19 protein-coding genes are annotated in these 22,325 nt (G+C 71.2%); 9 read left to right on the top strand and 10 right to left on the bottom strand.

The genetic code is table 11. The features are described 5' to 3' along the window. Positions 1 to 137 precede the first annotated feature (137 nt). From ABT053_RS39425 to ABT053_RS39410, 4 genes are all read right to left on the bottom strand, one after another. A complete protein-coding gene (locus ABT053_RS39425; protein ID WP_350976440.1) occupies positions 138 to 1,070 on the bottom strand; it encodes an acyl-ACP desaturase in 933 nt (310 codons plus the stop codon). A gap of 141 nt (positions 1,071 to 1,211) precedes the next feature. Next, entirely contained in the window at positions 1,212 to 1,910 is a 699-nt protein-coding gene (locus ABT053_RS39420) for a DUF998 domain-containing protein (RefSeq protein ID WP_350976438.1), read from the bottom strand. Positions 1,911 to 2,200: 290 nt separating this feature from the next. After that, entirely contained in the window at positions 2,201 to 3,418 is a 1,218-nt protein-coding gene (locus ABT053_RS39415; RefSeq protein ID WP_350976502.1) for a glycosyltransferase, read from the bottom strand. Between the two features lie 17 nt (positions 3,419 to 3,435). Then, the gene (locus tag ABT053_RS39410; protein WP_350976437.1) at positions 3,436 to 4,266 is read right to left on the bottom strand and encodes a DMT family transporter; all 831 of its coding nucleotides are present in this window, start codon (positions 4,264 to 4,266) and stop codon (positions 3,436 to 3,438) included. Positions 4,267 to 4,476: 210 nt separating this feature from the next. Between ABT053_RS39410 and ABT053_RS39405 the strand changes: the two genes are divergently transcribed. Both ABT053_RS39405 and ABT053_RS39400 read left to right on the top strand, forming a co-directional pair. Further along, on the top strand, positions 4,477 to 4,878 hold the full coding sequence (locus ABT053_RS39405) for a lipocalin-like domain-containing protein (RefSeq protein ID WP_350976435.1): 402 nt from the start codon (positions 4,477 to 4,479) through the stop codon (positions 4,876 to 4,878). 88 nt (positions 4,879 to 4,966) lie between these two features. Continuing rightward, positions 4,967 to 5,290, top strand: coding sequence for a hypothetical protein (locus ABT053_RS39400; protein ID WP_350976434.1), 324 nt, complete (start codon positions 4,967 to 4,969; stop codon positions 5,288 to 5,290). Here ABT053_RS39400 and ABT053_RS39395 read toward each other — a convergent pair. From ABT053_RS39395 to ABT053_RS39385, 3 genes are all read right to left on the bottom strand, one after another. Further along, on the bottom strand, positions 5,274 to 5,939 hold the full coding sequence (locus ABT053_RS39395) for a DedA family protein (RefSeq protein WP_350976433.1): 666 nt from the start codon (positions 5,937 to 5,939) through the stop codon (positions 5,274 to 5,276). The two genes, ABT053_RS39400 and ABT053_RS39395, sit on opposite strands and share 17 nt — an antisense overlap. A gap of 188 nt (positions 5,940 to 6,127) precedes the next feature. Then, positions 6,128 to 6,601: a TspO/MBR family protein gene (locus tag ABT053_RS39390; protein WP_350976431.1), complete on the bottom strand. Its 474-nt coding sequence runs from the start codon at positions 6,599 to 6,601 to the stop codon at positions 6,128 to 6,130. 84 nt (positions 6,602 to 6,685) lie between these two features. Then, positions 6,686 to 7,345 (bottom strand): VC0807 family protein, encoded by a 660-nt coding sequence (locus tag ABT053_RS39385; RefSeq protein WP_350976430.1) that lies wholly within the window; start codon positions 7,343 to 7,345, stop codon positions 6,686 to 6,688. A gap of 293 nt (positions 7,346 to 7,638) precedes the next feature. Here ABT053_RS39385 and ABT053_RS39380 point away from each other — a divergent pair, with 293 nt between their 5' ends. Then, positions 7,639 to 7,986 carry a luciferase domain-containing protein gene (locus ABT053_RS39380; RefSeq protein WP_350976427.1) on the top strand — a complete coding sequence of 116 codons (348 nt, stop codon included), beginning with the start codon at positions 7,639 to 7,641 and terminating at the stop codon, positions 7,984 to 7,986. A gap of 185 nt (positions 7,987 to 8,171) precedes the next feature. On the opposite strand, the gene leuE is transcribed toward ABT053_RS39380, so the two are convergent. Beyond that, positions 8,172 to 8,834: a leucine efflux protein LeuE gene (gene leuE, locus ABT053_RS39375; RefSeq protein WP_350976425.1), complete on the bottom strand. Its 663-nt coding sequence runs from the start codon at positions 8,832 to 8,834 to the stop codon at positions 8,172 to 8,174. Between the two features lie 1,159 nt (positions 8,835 to 9,993). Here leuE and ABT053_RS39370 point away from each other — a divergent pair. The 6 genes from ABT053_RS39370 (at position 9,994) to ABT053_RS39345 (ending at position 19,969) form a co-directional block, all read left to right on the top strand. Next, complete coding sequence (locus ABT053_RS39370) at positions 9,994 to 11,850, top strand: cellulose binding domain-containing protein (RefSeq protein WP_350976424.1); 1,857 nt, start codon at positions 9,994 to 9,996, stop codon at positions 11,848 to 11,850. 147 nt (positions 11,851 to 11,997) lie between these two features. Continuing rightward, positions 11,998 to 13,557 (top strand): cellulose binding domain-containing protein, encoded by a 1,560-nt coding sequence (locus ABT053_RS39365; RefSeq protein WP_350976422.1) that lies wholly within the window; start codon positions 11,998 to 12,000, stop codon positions 13,555 to 13,557. Positions 13,558 to 13,709: 152 nt separating this feature from the next. Beyond that, positions 13,710 to 15,380 carry a carbohydrate binding domain-containing protein gene (locus ABT053_RS39360; protein ID WP_350976420.1) on the top strand — a complete coding sequence of 557 codons (1,671 nt, stop codon included), beginning with the start codon at positions 13,710 to 13,712 and terminating at the stop codon, positions 15,378 to 15,380. After that, complete coding sequence (locus ABT053_RS39355; RefSeq protein ID WP_350976419.1) at positions 15,377 to 17,407, top strand: carbohydrate binding domain-containing protein; 2,031 nt, start codon at positions 15,377 to 15,379, stop codon at positions 17,405 to 17,407. The genes ABT053_RS39360 and ABT053_RS39355 overlap by 4 nt, the downstream gene beginning before the upstream one ends. 200 nt (positions 17,408 to 17,607) lie before the next feature. Next, positions 17,608 to 18,996, top strand: a complete 1,389-nt coding sequence (locus ABT053_RS39350) for a putative hexosyltransferase (protein ID WP_350976417.1) — start codon at positions 17,608 to 17,610, stop codon at positions 18,994 to 18,996. A 121-nt stretch (positions 18,997 to 19,117) separates the two neighbouring features. Beyond that, the gene (locus tag ABT053_RS39345) at positions 19,118 to 19,969 is read left to right on the top strand and encodes a PhzF family phenazine biosynthesis protein (protein ID WP_350976416.1); all 852 of its coding nucleotides are present in this window, start codon (positions 19,118 to 19,120) and stop codon (positions 19,967 to 19,969) included. Positions 19,970 to 20,218: 249 nt separating this feature from the next. Here the strand turns inward: ABT053_RS39345 and ABT053_RS39340 are convergent, their stop codons facing one another. Together ABT053_RS39340 and ABT053_RS39335 are read right to left on the bottom strand one after the other, a co-directional pair. Next, entirely contained in the window at positions 20,219 to 20,935 is a 717-nt protein-coding gene (locus tag ABT053_RS39340; protein ID WP_350976413.1) for a DUF6597 domain-containing transcriptional factor, read from the bottom strand. A gap of 4 nt (positions 20,936 to 20,939) precedes the next feature. Continuing rightward, positions 20,940 to 22,046, bottom strand: a complete 1,107-nt coding sequence (locus ABT053_RS39335; RefSeq protein WP_350976411.1) for an AI-2E family transporter — start codon at positions 22,044 to 22,046, stop codon at positions 20,940 to 20,942. Positions 22,047 to 22,325 lie beyond the last annotated feature (279 nt).

The following is a 22,325-nucleotide window of genomic DNA, read 5'->3' as shown; positions in this document are numbered from 1 at the left end:
TCGGCGAGGATCCCCGCGGGGAGCGTGCCGGGTGACCGGCGACGGCGGCCGACGCCGGGCCACCGCGAAGCGGATGCCGCGGCGGCCCGGACAGGGACGCGGTACCGCGGAGAAAGACGCGGTGACCGGAGGAGGGATCAGGCCCCGGCGGCCTGGCGGGCGCGGCGGGCCTCACGGCGCTCGACGAAGCGGGAGGCGGTGGTCTCCATCTTGGCGAGGAAGTCGGAGAGCTCCTCGCGGGCCTTCTCGCCCTCGGCGCCGAGGTCCGTCATGTTGAACACGTCCCACTGGCGCAGCACCGGCTGCAGGACGTCGTCCATGTGCAGGCGCAGGTCGTAGATCCCGGCGTTGGCGATGGTCATGGCCTTGCGGGTGAAGCCCTCGATGCCGGTGCCCGGCATCTGGAAGGTGGTGACGACGTCGGTCACGGCGCGCATGGTCTGGTCGGGGGCGAGCTTGAAGGCCGCGTTGAGCAGGTTGCGGTAGAAGAGCATGTGCAGGTTCTCGTCGGCGGCGATCCTGGCGAGCAGCCGCTCGCAGTTGGGGTCCTCGGAGGCCTTGCCGGTGTTGCGGTGCGAGATGCGGGTGGCCAGCTCCTGGAAGGAGACGTACGCCACCGAGGCGAGCACGCCCTCGTAGGAGTTGGTGAAGCCCTCGCTCATGTGCACCATCCGGGCCCGCTCCAGCGCGACCGGGTCGACCGCGCGGGTGACCGTCAGGTAGTCGCGGATGGCGGTGCCGTGGCGGCCCTCCTCCGCGGTCCAGCGGTGCACCCAGGTGCCCCACGCCGCGTCGCGGCCCAGGGTCGTGGCGATCTCGTGGTGGTAGCTGGGGAGGTTGTCCTCGGTCAGCAGGTTCACGATGAGGGAGACACGGGCCTCCTCGGGGATCTTGGTGTCGGTCTCGACCCAGGCGTCCCCGCCGTAGAGGCCGTCGTAGTTACGCCCATCGGACCAGGGGACGTACTCGTGCGGGAACCACTCCTTGGCCACCTTGTGGTGCCGGTCCAGTTCCCCCGCGACGACAGGCTCAAGTTCGAGCAGCAGCTCGGTTTCACTGAACTCTCGCATCAGGTTTCTCCCTCGAAGACTACGCAACCGTAACCTACGTTAGCGTAGGTAAAAGGCAATGGGTACGTGCTGCATGTCTCATTTACTCGCTCGTGGGCGATTCAAGGAAGCTCCTTCGCTGTTCAGGGAGCGTTCTCGCCGTCAGCCGAGGCCGATCGGCTGGCGGGGATGGCGGGTGTCGTCCGGTCCCGGCTGGGCGGGGATCGTCACCTCCCTCCCCTTCACCGCCGGCCGGCGGGCGGGGTGGCCCGGCCAGAGGGCGGCCAGCAGGACCAGCGTGATCTCGGAGAGCACCAGCAGCCGTTCCACCAGGCCGTAGTGCTCGGCGCCGTCGATCAGGACGGAGACCAGCGAGCCCGGGTGGGCGGCCAGGAACCAGGCGAGGAACACCGCCGACAGGACGGAGACCGCCGCCAGGGGGCCGTTCCCCGACCGGCGGCCGAGCATCCACCCCGCGCAGGGCAGCGCGGTGAAGACCACGGCCGCCGACCAGCGGTGGATCTCCCCGGCGATCGAGACGACGCCGGGCGCCGCGTCGGTGGGGAACGCGGCGGTGAGAAGGAGTCCCAGCGCCGCGGCCACGAACAGCGCGCGCGACGCGGCACCGCGCACCGGCTCCACCCGGGCCAGCAGGTACGCGACCCAGAGGCAGCCCATGGCGAGGGCGATCGTGCCGCCCACCATCGCCCAGACGCTGTCGTCGAGCAGCGCGTAGTCGCTGATCAGGCCGTTGAGCGGGTTCACCGTGTCCGCCGCGGCCAGGTGCGCGTAGCCCATCGCGGCGAGGGCGAGCAGCGGCCCGGCCACCCCGGGCCAGCGGATCGGCGGGCCCTCGTTCACCCCGCCACCTCCTGACCGGTCGTTTCGAGATTCACCGCGCCACCTCCCGGCGGATCGCTTCGGAGTTCATCGCGCCACCTCCCGCCGCCGGACCGTCTCGGAGCCCGGTCCCGCCTCCCGGCCGGTCGTCTCGGAGCCCGGCCCGGCCCCCCGGCGGATCGTCCGGGAGTTCACCGCGCAACCTGTCCCGGAGTTCACCGCGCTGCCTGTCCCGGAGTTCACCGCACCACTTGTCCGGGAGTTCACCGCACCACTTGTCCCCGAGTTCACCGCGCCGCCTGTCCGTGAGTTCACCGCGCCACCTCCTGGTAGATCCGCTCGAACCTGGCCAGGGAGGCCTGGTGGTCGTGGGTCAGCGCGATGGCGCGGCTCGCGGCGCCCATCGCGGTACGCGCCCCGGGGGAGACGAGCAGGGCGCCCAGGTGCCGGGCCAGCTCCTGGACGTCGCCGGGCCGGAACAGGTGGCCGTTCTCGCCGGGCCGTACCAGGTGCGGCAGGGCCATCGCGTCCGCGGCGACGACGGGCAGGCCGCTCGCCATCGCCTCCAGCGTGGCGATGCTCTGCAGCTCCGCGACACCCGGCATCGCGAAGACGTCACCGGCGGCGTACACCTGGGGCAGCGTCTCGTCGGGGACGAACCCGAGGAAGGACACCCGGTCCCCGACCCCGATCCGGTCGGCCAGTCGGGCGAGCGCGGCCCGCTGCCCGCCGGTCCCGGCCAGCGCGATCTGCGCGTCGGTGTGGTTGAGCACGTACGGCAGGGCGCGGATGAGCTCGTCCAGCCGCTTCTCCTCGTCCAGACGGCCGACGAACACGATCGTGTCCCGGTCGGGCAGGCCGAAGGCCCGGCGGGCCCACGCCTTCGGCTCGGCGCGCGGCTGGAACCTCGACAGGTCGATGCCGCAGGAGATGGGCTCCACCGGCGGGCCGAAGCCCTTGCCCGTGAGCAGCCCGGCCGCGATCTCGGTGGGCGTGGTGACGCGGTCGGCCCTGGAGAAGACGCGGTTGAAGTCCTTCCACGCCAGCGCGCCCGCCCGCTCGCGGAGCCGCGCGGGGATGTGCGCGAACTGGAAGAGGTTGTCCGGCATGAAGTGGTTGGTCGCCACGACCGGGACGCCCGCGCGCCGGGAGGCGGAGATCGCCGCGCGGCCGACGACGAAGTGCGCCTGCACGTGGACCACGTCCGGGGCGATCCTGTCGATCAGCCGGTCCAGCCGGGTCGGCACCGTGACCCGCATGGTCGGGTGGACCAGCACCGGCGCCGAGCGCAGCCGGTGCACGGTCACCCCGTCCACCCGCTCGGTCCTGCCCGGCCCCTCGTCCGAGGCGCACACCACGTGGACCTCGTTCCCCCGCTCGGCCAGGCCCTGGGCGAGCCGGTGGGCGAAGTAGGCGGCGCCGTTCACGTCCGGCGGGTAGGTGTCGGCCCCGATCAGCACCCGGCGGGCCCGGGTGGCGAGGAGGGCGGGGGCCTGCGCGGGGGTGCGCGGGGGTGCGGTGGCCGGCATGACCATCGGTGCTCCGTTCATCGTGCTGTCACGTCAGGTGAGGGGGACATCGGGGTGGTACGGGCCAGTGCCACGGTTCCGGCGGCGGTGAGCGCGGCCGCCGCGAGCGCGGTGAGCGTGCTCGCCGCGCCGGTCGGCAGCGGCTCGCCGAGCAGGAGGGCGCCGAAGGCGACGGCGGTGAGGGGATCGGCCACCTGCAGCGCGGCGAACGCCACGCCGAAGTGGCCGACGGCGTAGGCGCGCTGGAGCAGCGCCAGCGCGATCACGGCGGGCATCGGGACGGCGAACAGGAACCAGATCTCCCAGTCACCGTCGACCAGGACGCGGGTGAGCGTGGCGGTCGCGCCGTACAGCACGCCCGCGCCCACGGCGAGCAGGCAGGCCCGCGCCGCGGGACCGGCCTGCTTCGCGACGACCCACAGCGCCAGGGCGGCCCCGGCCGCCGTCACGAGCAGGGTCACCGCCTCCCCGGTGCTGAGGTGGGGTTCCCCGCCGTGCTCGGGCACGACCAGCACCAGGCCGATCAGCCCGATGGCGATCACCGCCGCCGAGGCGAGCTCGCCGGGCCGCGGCCTGCGGCGTTGCAGGGCCGCGGCGCACGGCAGGGCGAACAGGAGGCTGGCCACGCCCATCGGCTGCACCAGGGTGAGCGGACCGTACTTCAGCGCGAGGATGTGCAGGGCCGTGCCGCCCGCGATGGCGAGGCCGCCGAGCAGCCATCGGGGGCGCCTGACCAGATGTGCGAGGCCGGCGCGGGACGCGCCCGCCGCCTCGAACTGCTGCAGCGCGGCGCCGAGTGCGAAGAACAGGGATCCCAGCAACGCCAGGCCGGCCGCCAGCACAGTCATGCACACTCCTCCCAAGCAGATGAAGACATGGCGAGATGACCGGATCGCCTCGTGGAGGCGTCCGTTGAGGGACTCGCGGTGAACAGTCGAAGCGTCCCCCGCCGGGAGGTGCCGGAGCCATAGGGGTTCACCCTGACTTCGCAGGGAATTCCCCGAGATTCGCGTCGGGGCTGTTGACCTGCTGGCTTCTCTTATCGTAGTTTCTCGGGCATGAATCTCGTGGGCGCCTGGCGCCTGGTCGAGTGGCGGATCGTCGGTGCCGGGGGGCGGGTCTCGCACCCCTTCGGCACGGACGCGGTGGGCCTGCTCTGCTACACCCCCGACGGCCACATGAGCGCGACGATCGCGCGGGCCGGGCGCGCCCCGCTGCCCGGCACCAGCCCGCGGCAGGCGCCCCCGGAGGCGCTGGCCGAGGCGTTCACCTCCTTCTTCGCCTACGCGGGCCGCTACGAGGTCCGCGACGGCTACGTCGCCCACGACGTCGAGGTGGCGCTCAACCCGGCCTTCGCCGGCACCGTCCAGGTCCGCGAGCTGAACACCGACGGCGACCGCCTGATCCTGGCCGCCGACGAGGGCGGCCGATGGCACACCCTGATCTGGAGACGTTCGTGACCCCGAGCGTCCGGCACACGCCGAGCGTCCGGCACGCGTCCGGAGGCGTTCGTGAACGCCGAACGTCCGGCACGGGTCCTGAGCGGTCGTGAACGCCAAGCGGCACGCGTCCGGAGGCGCTCATGAACGCCGAGCGGCCGAGGAGGTCGGCGAGGCCCCGGCGGAGGCCGTACGGCGGATCTCCACCGTGCCCAGGCGGGCGGCCTCCGTGCCGGCGGCCATCCAGTCACCCGCCGCGCTCACCTCCGGCCTCACCGGCCCGATGCCGCTCAACCTCTCCGCCGCCTGCAGCGACCACCACGTCAGCGGGCTCAATCCGGCGGGGAACGCCTCCCTCACCGGCGACGCCTTCGTGTCCGGCCGCTTCCGCGTCACGCGGTCGCGCCGTCCGGCCGTCAGTCACCCGAGGTGACCAGCTCCGGCGCGGTACGGCGGCCGCGGCGGCGGAGATGGCGGACGGTCTCGACCACCACGGTGACCGCGAGGGCGATGCCGAGGCCGAGCAACAGCCCCTTGATCGGGTCGTTCTCGAAGGCCGCGCCGCCCACGTAGCCGATCAGCCCCGAGTAGACCGCCCAGGACACCGCGGCGAGGGCGTCGAAGAGGGCGAACGCGCGCCGGGGGTAGGCGACCGCGCCCATGGTCAGGGTGCAGGCGGTCCGGCCGCCGGGGATGTAGCGGGCCACCACGAGGACGAGCCCGCCCCGCTCGGCCAGCGCCCGCTCCGCCCAGGCGAACGCCTTGCGGCTGCGCCTGCCGTTGCGCAGCCGGTCGTTGGTGGTCCGTCCGATGGCGTACGAGATGTGGTCGCCCGCGAACGCGCCCAGCGCGGCCACCACGATCACCGGGAACAGGTCGGGCGCGCCGGTGGCGGCGGCGAACACCCCGGCCGTGATGACGGACGTCTCCGCCGGGACCACCGGGAAGAACCCGTCGAGCAGCGCCAGCGCGAACAGCGCCAGGTAGATCCATGGAGATGTCATCACATCGTGCAGGACGTCGAGGATGGCCTGTGTCACGTCGGGGCTCCAGCCGGGGGTCGCGAATGGTTCACGCAGCACGCTGACGCCCGATGATCCTCAGGACATCGGGGACCGACCCCGGTGTTCTCGGATCACGTCCCTGAGATCACCGGGGGTCCGTCCCGCCGACTCTAGGAACCGGGCGGACCCGGTCACATCACTCGAACGGCCTGAGCCACCCCCTCCTTCGGTCGGGGGGTCCCTCCTCCTCAGGATGGAGACACGGCTCAGTTGAGCTGCCAGATCGCGAGATTCAGCGAGGCCGCGTACGTCACCCAGAGCAGGTAGGGGACGAGCAGCCAGGCGGCCGGGCGGCTGATCCGCCGGAACATGACGATGGTGAGGACGATCGCGAGCCAGAGGACGACGATCTCCGCGAAGGCGAGGCCGTACTGCCCGGCGCCGAAGAACAGCGGCGTCCAGGCGGCGTTGAGGACGAGCTGGACCGCGTAGACGCCGAGCGCCGGTGTCAGGCCGCGTGCCGACCAGGCGAGCCAGCCGGACAGGGCGATCATGACGTACAGGACCGTCCAGGCCGGGCCGAACAGCCACTGCGGCGGCGCCCAGGGCGGGCGCTCCAGCGACAGGTACTCGCCACCGGCGTTGACCGCCGCCAGCGACCCCACGACCGCCACCAGCACGAGCGCGACGGCGAATACGGGCAACCCGGCCCAGCGTTTCGGTTGACTCGCGATGACCATGGAGACCTCCCTGCCCCCTCATTCGTACGTCTACCGCGCCGCGGTTTCCCTCGTACGGAGAAGCCGGAGGAGCCGGGTCCCCGCTCAGGCGGGCGGGGCGGCGATGGCCGGGACGGCGACGGGGTCGTAGTGCAGGCGGCGCAGCACCCGGCGGAAGGCGTACAGGGAGAAGGCCACCGCGAGGCCGCTGATCGCGGCCACGGCCACGGTGCGGACCAGCAGGTAGGTGCCGATCGACTCGTGCAGCAGGAGCCAGATGCTCACCGCGGAGTTGGCCAGCAGCACGAAGGCCCACAGCAGGGTGATGCGGGCGAAGAACCGGCGGACCCGCTCGTGTTTCAGCACCGCCGAGGGCAGGTGGATGTAGTCGAGGGTGAGCTTCTGCACCAGCGGGCGGTTGAACCGCACCGAGGCGAGGAAGACCATGCTGATGCAGATCGTCCCGAGCTCCGGCTGGAGGAAGTAGATCACCGCGCTCCCGGTCCAGAACCCCAGCAGCGCCCGTACGGTGATCGCGATGATGGCGAGGATCATCGTGCCGGGCACCGGGATCCGCCTGACCAGCCGCCACCCCACCCCCGCGTACACCCAGGTGACCGCCGCGATCAGCGCGCCCTTCAGGCCGAGGAGGGCGAGCGCGGCGTAGAACACGGCGAGGGGGGCGACGACGCCCTCCAGCAGCTTCGGTGCCGCCTGCCTGGCGAGAGCGGCGAGGCGGGGGAGGACGATGGGCTGGTGGCTCATGACGCTCCACGGGCTGGTGCGGTGGCAGACGCTGGGCGTTCACGCCTACCCCGGCATGACACGAGCATGTCAGGCCGTCGCAGGGGGTTGCGGGAAGGGTTGCCTCCGGATGTTCACCGGTCACTCACCGTACCTGACCTCGTGTCGTGCTCTCGTGAAAACAACTCAATAACACTGCAATAACGGCTGAGACCGGTACGGATCATTACGGTTCACACAAAGGATCGTTATGCCGGTAACGGTTGGGAAACGGGAGCTTTCCTGATCGGGTCCGGTCCGCGACCATGAGAGACATGGCAGTGCTGCGCACGCACGCGTTTCGCCGTTCCACCGAAGGTGTCGAGAATGTCGCGGCTCAGCTCGTCCGCTGGCCGGACCTGGCGCTGAAACGGACCAGGAAAGGGCTGGGTTTCCGGGCCGAGGGCCGGGAGATCGTCAGGATGTCCGGAGACCACACCGCCCAGCTGCTCCTCACCAAACCCGTGATCGACCGGTGGGCGCGGGTGCTCACCGACTGCCATCGGATCACCCCGGGCGCCGACGCCGGGTGGGTGTCCATGTCCATCGAGGGCAAGGCCGACGCCGAGCTGTTCCTCTCGCTCGTCAGCGTCGCGATCAAGGTCAACCAGCGGTCGCGGTAACCGGCGCTATCCGGGGCCGAGCGGTGGCAGGCGTCGTCCGGGGCTCGCGGCGGGTGGTGTCGTCCGGAGCCGTGCGGTGGTCGGCGTCTTTCCGGGGCTTCTCGGTGGCCGGTGCCGGGGACGGCGGAGGTGTTCGGCCGGAGGTGCGGCGGCAGGCCCGGCCGGAGGTGTGGCGATAGGCGGCGTCAGCCCAGGGTCGCGGTGGCCAGTCTCGCCCCGAAGCCGATGAACAGCGCGCCCACGCCCGTCCGCAGCCCGGTCGACAGCCCGCGGCGGGCCCGGAACTGCCCGGCGAGGAACGTGCCGCCGAAGATCAGCGCCGACAGGTAGAGCACGCTGAACAGCTGGCAGATCGCGCCCAGGATCAGGAACGACAGCGCGGGGGTCCCGTAGGCGGGGTCCACGAACTGGATGAAGAACGAGATGAAGAACAGGATCGCCTTCGGGTTCATCAGGCTGACGACCAGGGCCTTGCGGAAGGGGCTCTCCGCGGCCCGCTCCGGAGCCGGGGCCGCCTCCGCGCCCTCGCCCCCGACGCCGGGGGAGCGCCAGGAGCGCCAGGCGGACCGGAGCATCTGGAACCCGATCCACGCGAGGTAGGCCGCGCCCGCGTACTTGACGACGTTGAAGAGGAACGGCGACGACTTCAGCAGTGAGGCGGCTCCCGCGGCCGCCAGCACCATCAGGACGGTGTCGCCGACGAAGACCCCCATCGCCCCCCGGTAGCCCTGCCGCACCCCGTGCTGGGCGGCGGTGCTGAGCACGTACAGCGAGTTCGGGCCGGGCAGCAGGATGATGAAGAAGGCGCCGACCACGTAGGTCCAGATGTCGGTGATGCCAAAGAACACGGCGTTACTCCATGGGGCGTTACGGATGCGTCATTACCGTACCGCCTATAGGTGCTTATCTCCCTTTCGGGGCTTTCCGGACGCCATGGAGAGGCCTGGGCGAGGGGTGACCGTGCCGTTCCCCCGCGCTCCCGGGCGCGGTCGCCGGAACGCCCCCGGGCACGGCGGCGACGGCTGACGTTTTTGGGCCTTGTGGCAGGGGTCTGTCAAGGCTACGATCGCGACAACTCTTAGGAAACTTTCCTAAAAGAAATGACGACAGGGGGTGCCCGTGGCCCGTGCCTCCCCTCCGACCGATTTCTAGCTGCGAAAACTCGACGGCGGTAGCCGTCGCTGCTGAAGGTCCGACCGTCCGGACGCCTCACCCCCCAGGTTCCACGTCCATGGGAGCGATCATGCGGCGCACCTTTTCCTTACTTGTCCTGACAGCGGTTGCAAGCCCTCACTCCGGCCTGCCCACACGCGCCTCCGGCGTCACGGCCGTTCCCGCCCCCGAGAACCCCGGGAGCCCCGGGACCCCCGGGACCCCCGGGACCCCCGAGACCCCCGAGGCCGTCGCGGCCCCCGCCGCGCCCTCCCCCGGCACGGCCGCCTCGACCGTCTTGACCGCCGTCGGCGCCGCCGTCGCCGTCCCCGCCCGTCCCGAGGCCGCAGGCCGGGGTACGCGAGCCATGGACGAGCACCGGCGCCCGGGAACCACGAGTGAGCGCGCGACCACGGACGCCCCCGCCGAGCCCCTGATCCTCCCGGGGAGCGGGCGCCGCACGTCCCCGAAGCGCCGGCACCGGATCCCACCGGCACCGCACGCCGACCGGCCGCGCCCAGAGCCCGTGACAGCGCCCCGAACCCCCGCTCGAACCCCGGCTCGAACCCCGGCTCGAACCCGGCTTCGAGGCCGGACCCGGCCTCAGCCCCAGGCCCGAGCCCGGAAGCAGGCCGACCCCCAGGCCGACACCCAGGTCGAACCCCAGGCCCGCACCCAAGCCCGGACGCCGGCGACCCGGTGACGACTCGCTGAACCCGGCGGTCCCCGGCGCCCCGCGCCGACAAACGGAACGGTCCCCGGTCGGAGCCGTGCCCACCCCGCCGTACGGCCCGCGCCCACGTTCGCGCCCGCGCACCCCCCGCGTGGCGCGGGTCGTACGGTCACCCCCACGGAATGCATGAGGTTAACGTGAAATTACGCGCCATAGCTCGTCCTCTCGTCGCTCTGGCGGCCCTCGTCATGGCGATGATGGTCGCGACTCCCGCGTTCGCGGCTCCCAACACCGCCGTCTTCACCAAGGTCTCCAACTGGGGTACCGGGTTCGAGGGCAAGTACACGGTCACCAACGGTGGTACGACGACGATCAACGGCTGGTCGGTCGCCTTCGATCTGCCCTCGGGGGCGAACATCGGGTCCTTCTGGGACGCGTCGATGAGCCGTAGCGGGCAGCGGTTCACCTTCACCAACCTCGGCTGGAATGGCAGCCTGGCTCCGGGGGCGAGCACGAGTTTCGGCTTCAACGGCAGTCCCGGTAGCGCGACTCCGTCGAACTGCACCCTCAACGGCACCGCCTGCGGAGGCGGCACCACCCCCGCCACCCCGGGGGCCCCGGGGAATCCGACCGTCACCGGCACGACCAACTCCTCGATCTCCCTGTCGTGGGGCGCCTCCAGCGGCACGGTCACCGGCTACCGCGTCTACGAGGGCGCCACGCAGCGAGCCCAGGTCACCGGCACCACCGCCACGATCGGCTCGCTCGGCACCTGCACCGCGCACACGTACACCGTCAAGGCGTACAACGCCCAGGGCGAGTCGGTGGCCAGCGGCGCGGTGAGCGCCACCACCACCGGCTGCACCAGCGGTGCCCCCGGCAAGCCGGGCGCGCTGTCGGCGACCGGCGGCACGAACAGCGTGGCGCTGTCATGGGGCGCGTCGTCGGGGACGGTGACCGGCTACCGGGTGTACGAGGGGACGACGGTCAGGGCGACCGTGACCGGGACGAGCGCGACGGTGTCGGGGCTGGGCGCCTGTGAGGCGCACACCTACACGGTGGCGGCGTACAACTCCTCGGGCGAGGGCCAGAAGAGCGACCCGGCCGGCGCGACCACGAACGGCTGCACCGGCGGCGGCCCGCTGCCCAAGCACTTCCTCACCGGCTACTGGCACAACTTCGACAACCCGGCCGTCGAGCTGCGGCTCTCGGCGGTGCCCAACGAGTACGACCTGGTCGCGGTCTCCTTCGGCGAGGCCACCGCCACCCCCGGTGAGGTCGTCTTCGGCGTCGACCCGGGCCTGTCGGCCTCCCTCGGCGGCTACACCGACGCCCAGTTCAGGGCCGACGTGCAGACCCTCCACTCCCGTGGCAAGAAGGTCATCCTCTCGGTCGGCGGCGAGGCGGGCCGCGTGCAGGTGGCCAGCGCCGCCGCCGCGACCAAGTTCGCCGACACCGTCTACGCCCTGATGCAGAGCTACGGCTTCGACGGCGTCGACATCGACCTGGAGAACGGGCTCAACTCCACCTACATGGGCCAGGCGCTCCGCTCGCTGCGCGCCAAGGCGGGGGCGAACCTGATCATCACGATGGCTCCGCAGACCATCGACATGCAGTCCACCGGCGGCGAGTACTTCAAGCTGGCGCTGGCCATCAAGGACATCCTCACCGTCGTCCACACCCAGTTCTACAACTCCGGCTCCATGCTCGGCTGCGACCAGATGGCCGCCTACTCGCAGGGCTCGGTCAACTTCATGACCGCGCTGGCCTGCATCCAGCTGGAGAACGGCCTCCGCCCCGACCAGGTGGCGCTCGGCCTGCCCGCCGGACCCGGCGCGGCCGGTGGCGGGATCGTCGCCCCCGCCCTGGTGAACCAGGCCCTGACCTGCCTGGCCACCAGGACCAACTGCGGCAGCTTCGTGCCGCCGCGCGCCTACCCCGGGATCCGGGGCGCGATGACCTGGTCCATCAACTGGGACGCCAGCAACAACTGGAACTTCTCCAGGACCGTCAAGCCGCACCTCGCGACCCTGCCCTAACGCCTCCCGGCACCTCGGGACCTGCCCGGCACCGCAAGACTCACGACTCACGGCACCCGGGCCGGGCAGGCCCCACCCCCGCACCTCCCGGCACCCCGCACCTCTCATCACCCCCCGGACCTCGCACCCCCCAACCGAGGAAGAGCCATGAGATTACGACGAACGCTGACCGCGGTCCTGGCCGCGCTCGGCATGTCAATCGGCCTGTCACTGGTCGCGACTCCCGCGTTCGCGGCTCCCAACACCGCCGTCTTCACCAAGGTCTCCAACTGGGGGACCGGGTTCGAGGGCAAGTACACGGTCACCAACGGTGGTACGACGACGATCAACGGCTGGTCGGTCGCCTTCGATCTGCCCTCGGGTGCGAACATCGGGTCCTTCTGGGACGCGTCGATGAGCCGGAGCGGGCAGCGCTTCACCTTCACCAACCTCGGCTGGAACGGCACCCTGGCCCCCGGCGCGAGCACGAGCTTCGGCTTCAACGGCAGTCCCGGTAGCGCGACCCCGTCCAACTGCACCCTCAACGGCACGGCGTGCAGCGGTGGCAGCACCCCCGGAACGCCGGGCACCCCCGGCACCCCGTCGGTCACCGGCACCACCAACTCCTCGATCTCGCTGTCGTGGGGCGCCTCCAGTGGCACGGTCACCGGCTACCGCGTCTACGAGGGGGCCACGCAGCGCGCCCAGGTCACCGGCACCACCGCGACCATCGGCTCGCTCGGCACCTGCACCTCGCACACCTACACCGTCAAGGCGTACAACGCCCAGGGCGAGTCGCTCGCCAGCGGCGCGGTGAGCGCCACCACCACCGGCTGCAACAACCCGCAGCCGGGCGGCAAGATGCCCGGAGCCCCGTACCTCTACATGGGCTGGGGCAACCCGCCCAACCCCGCGACCGTCATGAGCGCCACCGGCGTGAAGTCCTTCACCATGGCGTTCATCCTGTCCAGCGGCGGCTGCAACCCCGCCTGGGACGGCAACCGGCCGCTGACCGGCGGCGCCGACCAGACCGCGATCAACCAGATCAAGGCCGCGGGCGGCAGCGTGCAGATCTCCTTCGGCGGCTGGTCCGGCAACAAGCTCGGCCCGAACTGCTCCACCCCGGCCGCCTTCGCCGGAGCCGTGCAGCAGGTCATCAACGCCGTCGGTCCCGCGGTCGTCGACTTCGACATCGAGAACACCGACGAGTTCGAGAACTACACCGTCCAGGACCGCATCCTCAACGGCCTGAAGATCGTCAAGCAGAACAACCCGAACGTCAAGATCGCCGTCACCTTCGGCACCTCCACCACCGGCCCGACGGCCCCCGGCATCCGCCTGATCAACCAGGCCAAGGCGCTGGCCGTGCCGATCGACAACTACACGATCATGCCGTTCGACTTCGGCAGCTCCAACATCTACAACGACACCGTCAACGCCTCCGAGGGACTGAAGAACGCCCTCAAGGCCGCCAACGGCTGGACCGACGCGCAGGCGTACGCCCGGATGGGCATCTCCGGCATGAACGGCCTGTCCGACCAGCAGGAGCTGACCACGGTCGCGGCCTGGACCCAGATCCGCGACTGGGCCAACGCCAGGGGCCTGACCCGCTTCGCCTACTGGGCGGTCAACCGCGACCGTCCCTGCCCCGGCGGCGGCGTGACCTCCAACTGCAGCGGGATCGCCCAGAACGACTGGGACTTCACCCGCGTCACCGCCGGCTTCTAGCCGGCACGGAGCGGGCCCGCCCACCGCGAAAACGCGAAACGAGAACGCGGGGCGACCCGCACGGCCGACACGACCCGTGCGGCCCGCCCCCGCCCGGGGCGCGGGCCGCACCCCCACGACACCCTCCTAAAGATCTCTGCGGGGTAAATCGGATGCACCTCAGGAAACTCGCCGCGGCCGCCGTCCTGGCGCTCGGCGGGACGCTGCTCGCCGCGACACCGGCCCACGCGGCCAACATCGCGACGAACCCGGGCTTCGAGAACGGGCTGAGCGGGTGGACCTGCTCCGCCTCCTCCGGCGCCACGACCGTCTCCTCGCCCGTACACGGCGGGACCAGGGCCCTGCAGGCCACCCCCCAGGGCTCTGACCAGGCACGCTGCCAGCAGACGGTGAGCGTCAGGCCGTCCTCGTCCTACTCGCTGTCGGCCTGGGTGCGCGGCGGCTACGTCTTCCTGGGGGTGAGCGGCACCGGCACCACCGACACCAGCACGTGGGCCGCGTCCCCGTCGGCCTACACCCAGCTGACCCGCACCTTCACCACCGGCGCCTCGACCACCACCGTGACGATCCACACCAGCGGCTGGTACGGCCAGGGCGCCTACCAGGCCGACGACGTCGTCCTCGACGGCCCGCCCGGCACCGGTGTCCCCGGCGACACGACCCCGCCGACCGTACCGGGCAACCTCACCGTGGGCGGCCCGACCGCCACCTCGCTCACCCTCGGCTGGTCCGCCTCCACCGACAACTCCGGAAGCGTGGCCCGCTACGAGGTCTCCCGCGACAACGGCGCGGCGGTCGCCACGGGCTCCGGCACCGGGTACACCGCGACCGGGCTGAACCCCGACACGGCCTACGGCTTCCGCGTCCGGGCCTGCGACGCCGCGGGCAACTGCTCCGCCTACACCGCCTCCGTCAGCGGCCGTACGAGCCGCGACACCGGCCCGCCCCCCGGCGGCGAGATCCGGTACGCCCCCTACATCGACATCACGATGCCCACGCCCTCCCTGGTGAGCGCGGCGGCGGCGACCGGGGTGAAGAACTACACCCTCGCCTTCGCCCTCGGCGACAGCAGCGGCTGCAACCCCGCCTGGGGCGGCACCATCCCGATCGGCGACTCCCGGATCGTCAACGACGTCAGGGCGCTCCAGGCCCAGGGCGGCCAGGTCGTCGTGGCGACCGGCGGCGCGATGGGACCGTACCTGGAGCACGTCTGCGGCACCTCCGCCGCGCTGGTCACCGCCTACAAGAAGGTCCTCGACACGGTCGGCACCAACCACCTCGACGTCGACGTCGAGGCCTCGATCGACGCCGCCAAGGTCAACACCGCCCTCAAGCAGCTCCAGGCCGAACGCGGCACCGTGATCAGCTACACCCTGCGCATCCAGGGCCAGGACTACGGCGTCGACCCGTTCTCGCTGTCGATCCTCCAGGACGCCGCCGCCAGGGGCCTCAACGTCATGGTCAACCCGATGCTGATGAACTTCGGCTACACCGGCAACTGGGGCGACGCCATGATCGCCGCAGCGCAGGCGACCCTGGCCCAGATGAGGACCGTCTGGCCCGCCAAGACCGACGCCCAGCTCAAGAAGCTGCTGGGCCTCACCCCGATGATCGGCAGGAACGACACCGGGATGACCACCACCCAGGCCGACGCCCGCAAGCTGCTCGCCTGGGCCAACACCAACCACGTCGGTTTCATCGGCTTCTGGTCCAGCGCCCGCGACAACGGCGGCTGCCCGACCGGCCAGGTCTCACCGACCTGCAGCGGCATCTCCCAGTCGGCCTGGGAGTTCACCAACATCTTCAAGGGGTTCACCGGATGAGGTTCAGGAAACTCGCGGCGATCGCCGCACTGGCGCTGGGCGGGACGATGCTCGCCGCGTCACCCGCCCACGCCGCCAACATCGCGGTCAACCCCGGCTTCGAGAGCGGGCTGACCGGCTGGACCTGCACGGCGTCCTCCGGGGCCACCGCGGTGTCCTCCCCGGTACGCAGCGGCACCAGGGCCCTGCAGGCCACCCCGGCCGGGAGCGACACCGCCCGGTGCCAGCAGACGGTCAGCGTCAGGCCGTCCTCGGCCTACACCCTGTCGGCCTGGGTCAGGGGCGGCTACGTCTTCCTCGGCGCGACCGGAACCGGCGGGACCGACCCCAGCACGTGGACGTCCTCGCCGTCGTCCTACGCCCAGCTGTCGACCTCGTTCACCACCGGCGCCTCGACCACCTCGGTGACGATCTACGTCAACAGCTGGTACGGCCAGGGCGCCTACCAGGCCGACGACGTCGTCCTCGACGGAGCGCCGGGGCAGGGACAGCCCCCCGCGGCGCCCACCGGCCTCACCGGCACCGGGAACGCCACCACCGCCTCGCTGAGCTGGGGCGCCTCCCCGGGCGCGACCGGCTACAACGTCTACCGCAACGGCACCAGGGTCGGCACCGCCACCGGGACCACCTTCTCCGAGAACCCCGGCACCGGCACCCACTCGTACCAGGTGAGCGCGACGAACGCGGCGGGCGAGTCGGCGAGGTCCGGCGCGGTCTCGGTCACCGTCGGCACCGGGCAGCCGCAGCTCCCGGCCGTGCCGTCGGGGCTGGCCGCCACCGTGAGCGGCACGAGCGTCGCGCTGAGGTGGAACGCCTCCTCGGGCGCGACCGGCTACAGCGTCTACCGCAACGGGACGAGGGTGGGCACCCCCACCGGGACCACCTACACCGACACCCCGGGCGCGGGGACGCACGGCTACCAGGTGAGCGCCTCCAACTCCGCCGGTGAGTCGGCGCGGTCCGGCGCGGTCTCCGCGACCGTCACCGGCACGCCCCCCGGCAACCTGCCCAAGCGGGTGCTGGTCGGCTACCTGCACGCCTCCTTCGCCAACGGCTCCGGCTACATCCGGATGGCGGACGTGCCCAACGAGTGGAACGTCATCAACCTGTCCTTCGGCGAGCCCACCTCGGTGACCTCCGGGGACATCCGCTTCACCCAGTGCCCGGTCGCCGAGTGCCCCAACGTCGAGTCCGAGGCCGAGTTCATCGCCGGGATCCGGGCCAAGCAGGCCCTCGGCAAGAAGGTGCTGATCTCGATCGGCGGCCAGAACGGCCAGGTCCAGCTGAGCACCACCGCCGCGCGCGACAAGTTCGTCCAGTCGGTGGGCGCCATCATCGACAAGTACGGCCTCGACGGGCTGGACATCGACTTCGAGGGCCACTCCCTCTATCTCGACAACGGCGACACCAACCTGGCCGCCCCCACCACCCCGGTCATCGTCAACCTGATCTCCGCGCTCAGGACCCTCAAGGCCAGGTACGGCAGCAGGTTCGTGCTGACCATGGCCCCCGAGACGTTCTTCGTCCAGCTGGGCTACCAGTTCTACGGCCCCGGCCCCAACGGCTCCGCCGACCGGCGGGCCGCCTCGTACCTCCCCGTCATCCACGCGATGCGCAACGACCTCACCCTGCTGCACGTCCAGGACTACAACTCCGGGCCGATCATGGGGCTGGACAACCAGTACCACACCATGGGCGGCCACGACTTCCACGTCGCCATGACCGACATGCTGCTCGCCGGCTTCCCCATCGCGGGCAACCCGAACAACGTCTTCCCCGCCCTGCGCCAGGACCAGGTCGCCATCGGCCTGCCCGCGGCCCCGTTCGCGGGTAACGGTTTCACCACGGTCCCGGAGGTCCAGAAGGCCTTCGACTGCCTGGCCAAGGGGACCAACTGCGGGTCGTACCGGCCGAGAGGGGTCTACCCGAACCTCCGCGGCCTGATGACCTGGTCGATCAACTGGGACAGGTACAACGCCTTCGAGTTCTCCCGCAGCCACCGGGCCTACCTCGACGGCCTGGGCTGAGAGCCCCTCGCCGCCGGGGGAGACGGACTTCCGGCGGCGAGGTCACCCCTTCCCGCGCCCGCGGGTGTCCGGGGAGTACGCGAGACGGTCACCCGCCGTGACGGCCCGGATTCCGGAGGCCGGGAAAACTGGCAGAGTGGTCTCGGTTTGGAGATCCGGGTGGCTGGTTGGTCGCCGGGTCCGGCAGGCTAGGGGCCGTCATGGACTACGCAATTCTCACGGGGTTCGTCCTCGTTCTCGGTGTCGTGCTCGCCCTGGTCGCGCAGTGGAAGGGCTGGAGGCCCTCGCTGCTGGTCATCCTCGGGGTCGGAATCGCCTTCCGGGTGCTCATCATGGCCACCTCGGCGGTGGACACCTGGCAACCGGTCGACTTCATCAACAGCTTCAAGCCCGCCGGCGAGGCGGTCCTGAACCGTGAAGACCCCGTCCTGGGCAGCTCGGGAGGCTGGCACTTCCTGCCGACCATCCCCTACGTCTACGGCCTCCTGCTCTGGCTGGGCATCCCCTGGGAGATCGGCGGGCGCCTGGTCACCGTGGTCGCGGACATCGTGCTGATCCCGCTGGTCGGCAAGCTCGCCGGAGGACGCGACGCGTCGCTGCGCGCCTTCCAGTACGCCTGCAACCCGCTCGCCATCCTCGTCGCCTCCGTCCACGGCCAGGTCGAGCCGGTCGCACTGGTCTTCGGTGTCGCCGCGTTCGTCGTGGCACGAGGTCCCGGCGACCCGCACCGGCCGGGCATGACCACCGACCCGATCGCGCTGGCACGGCAGAGCGTCGCCCTCCACGGCCTCGCCGGCGCCGTACGGCACGCCTTCGGTCCCGAGGGGGTGCTCCGCGGGGCGCTCACCCCGCGCGAGGGCGACCGGCAGTCCCTGCGCCGCGCCCTGTTCGCGGGACTGCTGATGGGACTGGCGCTGTGCGCCAAGAGCTGGCCGATCTGGCTCATCCCCGGCCTGCTCCTGCTGCTGCCCACCTTCCGAGCCCGAGCCGTGGCGTTCGTGGCCACCGGCATCGCGCCGGTCTTCTTCCTGGTCACCCTGCCGATCTTCGCCGGCACCTCGCTGAGCCAGATCCCCGAGGTCATCCGGGTGATCCAGGACGTCCGCCCGATCGTCGGCCAGTGGGGCTACAGCGCCGTCCTGATGCACGGCGTCAACGACCTGAACCAGGCGATCGCCACCTTCGGCACCCGCCTGATCTACGTCACCATGCTGGTGACGGCCTTCCTGTGGCGCCGCGCCGACCCGATCGACCTCACCACGGCGCTGCTGCTCGCCTTCATGGTCACCACCCCCAGGCTCGGCGCGCAGTACCTCCTGTGGTTCATGCCGTTCCTGATCGCCCGTCCCACCCGCTTCGCGTGGCCCGCCATCATCGGCGTCTCCCTCTGGGCGGGGTACGGCTACCTCTACATGACCCAGTTCGACTCCGCCACCTGGCGAAGTCTCCACGTCGTCTGGTCGCAGGCCTCCGTCGTGCTGCTGCCGATCCTGGCGCTCGCCATGCCGTGGAGCCGCCGCGTCCCACCCGAGCCCGCCGCCTCTCCCGGGGGACCACCTCCCTCGACACCCGTTCCCGCGTCCGCCTGAACACGCCGGTCGTTCCCGTCGGCCCCGTCACCCGTCACCGGCCACGGGGCCGGTCACCCCGGGTGACGGGGCGTCGCGGGGCACGGGCGGGGCCCGGGAGGGGCTGGTACATTCCGGTCCTGTGACGAGCACCGTGGACATCCTGCGTTACACCGCCTTCACCCACGATCCCGAGGGGGGAAACCCCGCCGGGATCGTCCTCGACGCGGCCGGGCTCTCCGACGCGGAGATGCTGGCCGTCGCCGCCGAGGTCGGATACTCCGAGACGGCGTTCGTGACCGCGCGAGACGACGAGCGGCGCGCCTTCCGGGTTCGATACTTCGCCCCTTCGGCGGAGGTGGCGTTCTGCGGGCACGCCACGATCGCCACCTCGGTGGTGCTGGCCGAACGCCTCGGGACCGGGCGCCTCACGTTCGACACCGGCGCGGGCGAGATCACCGTCGACACCGAGATCGCCGACGACGCGCTCCGCGCCACGCTCACCAGCGTCCCCACGCGCTCCCGGCCCGTCGCGGAGGACGCGCTGGCGGAGGCCCTTGCCGCCCTCGGCTGGTCCCGCGACGAGCTCGACCCGGCCTTCCCCCCGCACGTCGCGTTCGGCGGCGTGGAGCACCTCGTGGTCGCGGCCTCCTCGCGCGAACGCCTGGCCCGCCTCGACTACGACTACGAGCGGCTGAAGGCGCTGATGACCCGCGAGGGCTGGACGACGGTGAACCTGTTCTGGCGGGAGAGCGACGAGCGGTTCCACGCCCGCAACCCGTTCCCGGTCGGGGGCGTCGTCGAGGACCCCGCCACCGGGGCCGCCGCCGCTGCCTTCGGCGGCTACCTGCGGGTTCTCGGGAACGGCTCCTCGGAGTTCACGGTCATCCAGGGGGTGGACATGGGACGGCCCAGCACGCTGAAGGTCTCGATCGCCTCCCCCGACGGCCGGAGCCGGGTGAGCGGCGGAGCGGTCGCGCTGGAACCCGCCTGACCCCGGCACGACGCCCCGCGCGGCTTCCGCCAGGCGGTCGTGCCACCGGGCGATCGAGTAGCCGGGCTAGCCGGGCGTTCGAGCAGTCGGCTCAGGGGTCACCGGGCCGATCGAGCAACCGGCTCGGGCCCGCCGAGCTGAACCGGCTCAGGCCGCCGAGCTGACAGAGCGACCAACCGGCCCAGGCGTCGCCGAGCCGGTCGAGAAGCCAACCGGCTCAGGGGTCACCGGATTGATCGAGCGACCGGCTCAGGGGTTACCGGGTTGATCGAGCAACCGGCTCAGAGGCACCCCCGCCAGCCGCCGTACCTCGTTCGCCATGTGCGCCTGGTCTGCGTACCCGCTGACCACGGCGACCTCGGCCGCCGTGACACCGCGCCTGGCCAGCCGCAGTGCCCGCTGGAACCTGACCACCCGCTGCAGCACCTTCGGGCCGTACCCGAAAGAGCGCAGGGTCCGGCGCAGGAGCTGTCGCTCGCCGACCCCCAGATTCCAGGCCACCTCCCTCACGCTCCGCCCCGCCCGCAGCGCCTCGGCGATCACGGGCGCGGCCGGGTCGGGTCCCGGAGCCGCGCGCAGCCGTACGGCCAGCGCCCGCTGTACGACGTCGAGGAACGACTCGGGCTCGGGTAGCGCGGTGAGCGGCTCCGGGTCGGACAGTTCCGTGAACGGTCCCAGGTCGGACAGCGGCACCCGCAGGTCGCGCAGGCTGTCGAGCGGCACGCCGAACAGCTCGCCCGCCGCGCCGGGCCTGAACCGGATCCCCGCGTAGCGGTCACCCGGCGCCATCCGGACGGGTTTCGGACCCGTGTCGGGCCCCGCGACGAGCGCTCCCCCCGGCCCCCAGACCAGGTCCACGCAACCGTCGGGCACGACCAGCTGCGTCGTCGCGGAGATCGCCTCGCTGCTCCACACGCAGGCCACCCGCCCGGCGACGCGGGAGTCCGGAGCCCACTCGCGGTACATGGCCTCAGGGTACGGGGGAAGGGGCCTTGCCCTGGTCCCCGTCCGGTTTCTTCCCCGTGCCGGGCCGCTCGTCGCCGGGGACGTTCCCGGACACGAGGGCGGCGGCCCAGTCGCCGTCGGGATCGCTGTCGATGAGCAGCGCCCGGGCCAGCAGGCTGAGCGGGATGGCCAGCAGCGCGCCCAGCGGGCCGAGCAGGAACGTCCACAGGATGAGCGAGAGGAAGGTCACCGTAGTGGACAGGCCGACCGCGTCACCGAGGAACTTCGGCTGGATCAGCGACTGCACCACGAAGTTGATCAGTATGTAGGCGACGATCACGAAGATCATGGTTTTGGGCCCGCCCTCCAGGAGAGCGAGCAGGGCCGGCGGGATCAGCCCCAGGACGAAACCGACGTTGGGGATGTAGTTCGTGATCAGTGCCAGTACTCCCCAGAGGAGGGGGAGCGGCACGCCGAGAATCCAGAGCGCGGCCACGTCCAGCGCGGAGCAGATCAGTCCGAACCCCGTAGAGACCAGGAGATAACGGCGGGTCTTGTGACCGAAGTTGCTGAGCGCCTCGATGAGCAGAGGCCTGCGCGCCGCTCCCATGGCGAGGATCTTGGAGAAGGACTGGGCGTCCAGGCACATGGCCAGGACCAGGACGACGATGAGGATCAGACCTGAGAACACGCCCAGCAGCCCCGAGACGAACCCCTGCGCGAGCGCGAAGATCTTGCCGGGGTCGAAGGAGTTGATCGCCTCGTTCATCTGCTGGGTGCCGAAGCCGAGCCTGGCCGCCTGCTGCTGCGCCTCCGCGACGAGCTGGTTGAACTGCGCGTCGTAGGTGGGCGCGAGGGTCGCCATCTGCGCGACCGCCACGGTCAGGATCGCCACCATGCCCAGGAGCACCAGCAGCACGATCGCCAGAGGGGCCGCCACCAGCGTCCATCCGGGAGCGCCACGATCGCGAAGCCAGGTTCTGACCGGGGAGACCGCCAGGACCAGGACCAGGGCCAGCAACAGCGGCCCGATGATCGACCCGATCTCTCTGATCCCGCCCAGGGTGACCACCGCCCCCGCGGCGCAGAGAAGCACGACGAGCGCCCTGGGCAACACTCTTTGGTCCGTCATAACGGATCTCTACCCAGCAGGTGAGAAACACGTCATGGCCGGGCAGGCTCTTCGATTTGACGGACCTCGGCGGCGTACATAGAGTTCACAGGCCCGAGGGGGTTGGCGGAGATCGCCAGAGCCTCGGGACCCTCCTTCTGATCATCTCCCTCGTCGGGACGCGTGCGTCACGCCGAAAATTCGGTTGGACATCGACCGGATGTTGGAGTAAGTTAGAGGGGTTGCCCTGGAAACGGGGTGGTCGCAATCCTAACGGGTTCGGCGGGATCGAGTCGAGCG

Origin of the sequence: Streptosporangium sp. NPDC002524, from assembly GCF_040295985.1 — a bacterium.
GTDB lineage: Bacteria > Actinomycetota > Actinomycetes > Streptosporangiales > Streptosporangiaceae > Streptosporangium.
This window is presented reverse-complemented; position numbering and strand designations above follow the sequence as displayed.